Source organism: Protofrankia sp. CiT1 (assembly GCF_917627335.1).
GTDB lineage: Bacteria > Actinomycetota > Actinomycetes > Frankiales > Frankiaceae > Protofrankia.
On record NZ_CAKJTP010000015.1, the window covers coordinates 49920 to 54632 of the forward strand.

Below are 4713 nucleotides of genomic sequence, written 5' to 3' on the forward strand. Positions count from 1 at the left end.
CGGCGGCGGACGCCGGCCGGTCCCCTTACCCGTCCATCATCAGTCCACCGAACTCCCCTGATTGTCGCCCTGGCCGATCTTCTTCGGGATATTGACGCAATCAACGAGACCACGTCGGTCACACTTCCCACCGGCGTGCAACAACAACTCGAAACGATTCCCGGCCCGGCCGCGCGCGAAGCCGTGGTCAACGCAATCGCACACCGCGACTACCGGCATCCTGAGCCGGTAGTCGTCGAGCACAGCCCCAGCCGGCTCGTTGTGACATCACCTGGGGAGCTGGTGTTCGGGGTAACCGAGGAGAACTTGCTCACGCATGTGTCCAAGCCGCGAAACCGCTGCCTGGTCGAGGCGCTGCGGGTACTCCGCCTGGCGGAAAGAGCCGGCACCGGTGTCGATGTGATGGTGCGGGTCATGATCCGCGCAGGACACCCGCCGCCGGTCTTTACAAGCGGGAGCGGGAGCGTCCGGGTCGTCATCGACGGCGGTGCTCCTGTGACACGCCTTGCGGTAATGATCGCAAGCCTGCCTGTTGAGGTGCAGGACGACACTGATGCAATTCTGCTCATTCATTTCCTTCGGTCCCATGCGACCGTCGATGCGGTTAAGATCGCTCCTATCCTCCAGAAGAGCGTTGAAGAGGCATCCGAGGCTCTCCGGCGGCTGTCGGACGACACCTACGATCTGCTGGAGCCGGTTCGAGCGACACGCCGGTACCGGATACCCGCGTATCGCTTCCGGGAACGTACGCGCGCGGAACTGGGCACGCTGCTGCCCTACCATCGCAACGACTCCGATGAGATCGAGCGTCGTATCGCCGCGCACCTGCGTGAATATGGGACGATCTCCAACCAGACCGTCCAGAACCTGTTCCTGGTGGGGGTCCAGCGGGCGAGCACGCTCCTGCGTTCGCTCGCGGAGAAGGGCGTGCTCCAGCGCACGGCCGACTCGCCGACCCGCGGACCGACCGTCAGGTACGAAGCCGGGCCGGCGTTTCCACAACGCGGCAGCCGCCGCCGATGAAACCGAGGGATGCGGGTCACTGTGAGCGCGCCAAGACCACCCGACGACAACCACATGACCGAACGCCCCTACATCCTGCTGTCGGCCGCCACATCCGTGGACGGCTACCTCGACGACACCACCAACCAACGGCTGATAATCTCCAACAGGGCCGACCTCGACCGGGTCGACGAAGTCCGTGCCAGCGTCGATGCCATCCTCGTAGGCGCGAACACCATCCGCCGTGACAACCCCCGGCTGCTGATCCGCTCAACAGCCCGCCGCACCGGCCGGATAACCCGCGGCCTACCCGAAAACCCCATCAAAATCACCCTCACCAGTCGCGGCGACCTCGACCCCACCGCCAGCTTCTTCACCACCGGGCCAGCCGAGAAAATCGTCTATGTCACGACTCCCGCCGTGAACAAGACCCGCGAGCACCTCACCGACGTGGCATCTGTCGTGGACACCGGTAACCCACTCAATCTCCACACTCTCCTGGCCGACCTCGCCGCGCGCGGCGTACGCCGGCTGATGGTCGAGGGCGGCGGCACCATCCACACCCAGTTCCTCACCGCCGGGCTCGCCAACGAGATCCACCTGGTGATCGCGCCGTTCTTCATCGGCGACCCGGCCGCACCCCGCTTCGCCGGCACCGGCACCTTTCCCCACCACCCCGGCCACCGGATGACACTGGCCGAGGCCCGTCAGCTCGACGACGTCGTCTTCCTGCGCTACCTGCTCGGCTGACCTCTGTTCTGTGGTCGGCATTGTCAGCGGCGTCCGAGCGGTGTGGTTGACGTCAGAGTGCCAGCCACTTGTCGAATGAGGGCCTGTCGATCACTTCAGGAGGACTTCCTCGCTGATGAGTGCGGAGGGTCTGGGTATATCCCCACAAGGCGTCAGCGTCGACCCATTCCCGCTTGGCCGCGACCTTCAACAGGTGCCAGGTCCTGACTACTTTGATCTTGTTCCGAGCGGCGAGCCGTACGGCATCGTTGTCATCGGTGACGAAGAATCCGTGCACGCGGCGACGGATCATGATTGCGAGCGTCTCGGCTTCACCGAGGTGTCGGTGCGGGTGGTCACCTGGGCTGGCAAGCTCCTCGCGAAGAAGCCTCGTGTCCTGAAGTTCTGCCGCGTCGGGGAACCAGGGCGACCCGAAAATGCCCCTGGCATCAGCCAACGCGGCGAGACCGGGTTTGCGTGCCGACGAGTCGCATTCCGATGCCACGGTGGCGCACCAGTGGCCGTGGCCGTTCGCCAGCCGCTCCAGCAGATCCATCCGGTTGATGATCGCAAAATTGATCAGAACTGTGTTGTCCGGGAACAGGAGCACGGCCACGGTTCAGAGGTCCAACGCCCTAGCAAGATCATCAATGGTCACCTCAGGCACTGCGGGGATGTCAACATCCAGCGCATCGGGATCAATACCGAGCATCCAGGCGAGCGTTCCCTTGCCGAGGGTCCCGGCTTCGATCCCTTTGAGGTGCGCCTCCTGCAGCGTGAGGGGGAAACGACGCTGGGCGGCTGCGTCCATACGCAAAGTGATCTCATCTTTACCTGAATTGGGCGCCCGGTGACGCCGCAACAAACGCTGGGTCGGTTGTCCGGCCCATTCCCGCACCACATCGGGCACGTAGCCGTTCAGGGCATGCAGGCGGCGGGCGAGTGCGTCGGTGGACACACCCCACCGCCACACGAGGTCAGCCAGCCCGGCCGCCTCGTACCGGTCCCAGTCAATCACGGCAAGCGACTCACGGGGGAGCAGAAGCTCCGCCGCGAACGCGTTCGCGGCCGCCTCGCGCTGGTCCCGCTCGGCCGCGGAGAACCCCTGGTCGTGGTGACCCCAGACGAGATGGCCCAACTCATGTGCCATTGACCAGTTCTCCCAGAACCAGTTCCCGGTCGCCGAGAGCGCGATCACATGGCGGCCACCGATGGTGAACGAGTACGCGGTGGACAGGTCTGCGATCCGCACAACATCGACGCCGAACCGGCTCTCCAGCCGATCCGCGAAGGGGCGCACGAAGTCCTCACCCAGCGCCACCCTGACCCCATCAGCACCAGCCCCGTCAACACTCTCTGGAAGGGCTGGTCCGTGCTGCGGTTCGGAGTAGGCCTGACGGTAGGCCAAGGCGATGTCGCGTAGCACCAGCCCGTCAGCGTCACGCTCGGGTACGCTCCGACGACCCGTCAGGTGATTAAAATCGTGACGCGCCGCGACGACCAGCCGATGCGGGTCGGGCTGTCCGGTGATCAGCCAATGGATGTCCGCATCCAGCAGGTCAGCCAGGCGCGCCAACTCGATCGAGGAGAAGGCGCGCTTGCCGTTTAGCGCGCGCGAGAACGCATCGGGCGGCATCCCGATGTCCGCCGCGATGTCCCGCTGCCGGGTGGTGGGGCAGACCTGCCTGATATGCTCCAGCACGCGGTCACCAATACTGTGCATACATGCATGCTACCTGTTCCGTTGGGAAAATCCCAACGGAACGCATCTGTCCGGGCCACGTGGCTACCTCCGCGGGGCCTACCCCAGCGCAGGGCCGCCGCAGCCACGGCACGACGGATGGACGTCCGAAACCCCCGTGTCGGGCAGAAAATACGTGTCGCTCTTCCACTCGTGACCTGCCGAACCGTTGTGATCAACGGTATCGCGGACCATTACTCAGTCGGTGACTCGACGACCTCCGCATGCGAGGCGTCCTGTTGCGCGGTGCGCACGGCGGCATCCGCGGATGAGCCGTCGGCCGCGGCGATCTGTGGACGCGGGCCGTCGCTGGAGAACTCGGCTGTCGGGCCGCCGCTGAGCGAGCCGATCAGGTTCGTCAGTTCACGCATGATGTCGGGCCCGAACCCGGCCAGCCCGGTCATCAGACTGACCAGCCCCTTGTCGTGGGAACCCGCAATGTAGGTCCGCAGGTTCGGCAGCAGTTTGCCCTTGGCCTCCAGGATCTCCGGTAGTCTTTCCACGATCATCCGTTGGATGTTCTCCTCGTGGTGGCCGCCTTCAATACGCAGCCGTTCGGCCAGTTTGTATGCCTCCAGCTCGGCCAGTGCCCGGGCGTGGTCGCGTTCCGACGCCCGGCTTTCATCCGCCACCGCTATGCGTGCCCTGGCGACTTCCAGCCGTCTCAGCTCAGCATAGGTGTCGGCATCCGCTCTGGCCCGCTCCGCCGTCAGCCGCTCGTTCGCCTCCCGCCGGGACCGCGTGGCACTGATCTGATCCTCTATAGCCAGTTTGGTCGTAAGCGTCCGCAGGTGAGCGTCCAGCGATATCTTCTTCTCCCGCTCCGCCACCCAGTCCGCAGGCAGCACAACGTTCGCGACGGACAGTGGCCGCGGTTCGAATCCCATCTCCACCAGTGCCGGCCTGGACCTCCACATCACCTCGTCCGCGATCTTTCCGAAATCGCGATCGACCTGCCCCATGGCCCGTTCGCCCACCACGTCACGAATATGTACGACAAGGGTGTCGATGACTTGCCGGTGCATGTTCTCCGTGTCCTCGCCGAAATGCTCGCTCACCGTCCGGATCGCCTGCTCGTCTCGTGGGATCCGAAAAGCTGTACGAAGATCGAGCGTCAGCGGCACCTCGTCGGAGGACTGACAGGTCACCCGGAACTCGATCGGCTGCCACTGCAACGAAATCTTGGTGAGGATGGCGCCCGGAGGGAGGAAGATCCGCCCTTTCAGCACCACCTTGATGCG

General features: G+C 64.7%; 5 protein-coding genes. 2 read left to right on the forward strand and 3 right to left on the reverse strand.

Features of this window, described 5'->3' with window-relative positions; all coding sequences use genetic code 11:
* Window positions 1-1023: ATP-binding protein (locus tag MJ785_RS04720; RefSeq protein WP_305039903.1), on the forward strand; the 1023-nt coding region annotated here is incomplete at its 5' end.
* Between the two features lie 54 nt (window positions 1024-1077).
* Window positions 1078-1752: a dihydrofolate reductase family protein gene (locus MJ785_RS04725; RefSeq protein ID WP_239380096.1), complete on the forward strand. Its 675-nt coding sequence runs from the start codon at window positions 1078-1080 to the stop codon at window positions 1750-1752.
* 52 nt (window positions 1753-1804) lie between these two features.
* Here the strand turns inward: MJ785_RS04725 and MJ785_RS04730 are convergent, their stop codons facing one another.
* The 3 genes from MJ785_RS04730 to MJ785_RS04740 form a co-directional block, all read right to left on the reverse strand.
* Window positions 1805-2347, reverse strand: coding sequence for a hypothetical protein (locus MJ785_RS04730; protein ID WP_239380090.1), 543 nt, complete (start codon window positions 2345-2347; stop codon window positions 1805-1807).
* 3 nt (window positions 2348-2350) lie between these two features.
* A complete protein-coding gene (locus MJ785_RS04735; RefSeq protein ID WP_239380091.1) occupies window positions 2351-3433 on the reverse strand; it encodes an ImmA/IrrE family metallo-endopeptidase in 1083 nt (360 codons plus the stop codon).
* Between the two features lie 233 nt (window positions 3434-3666).
* A partial coding sequence (locus tag MJ785_RS04740) for an SPFH domain-containing protein (RefSeq protein ID WP_239380092.1) occupies window positions 3667-4713 on the reverse strand: 1047 nt, incomplete at its 5' end.

Coding starts and splice junctions, on each gene's coding strand:
- MJ785_RS04725 (WP_239380096.1), top strand. CDS start 1,078: ATGACCGAACGCCCCTACATCCTGCTGTCGGCCGCCACATCCGTGGAC.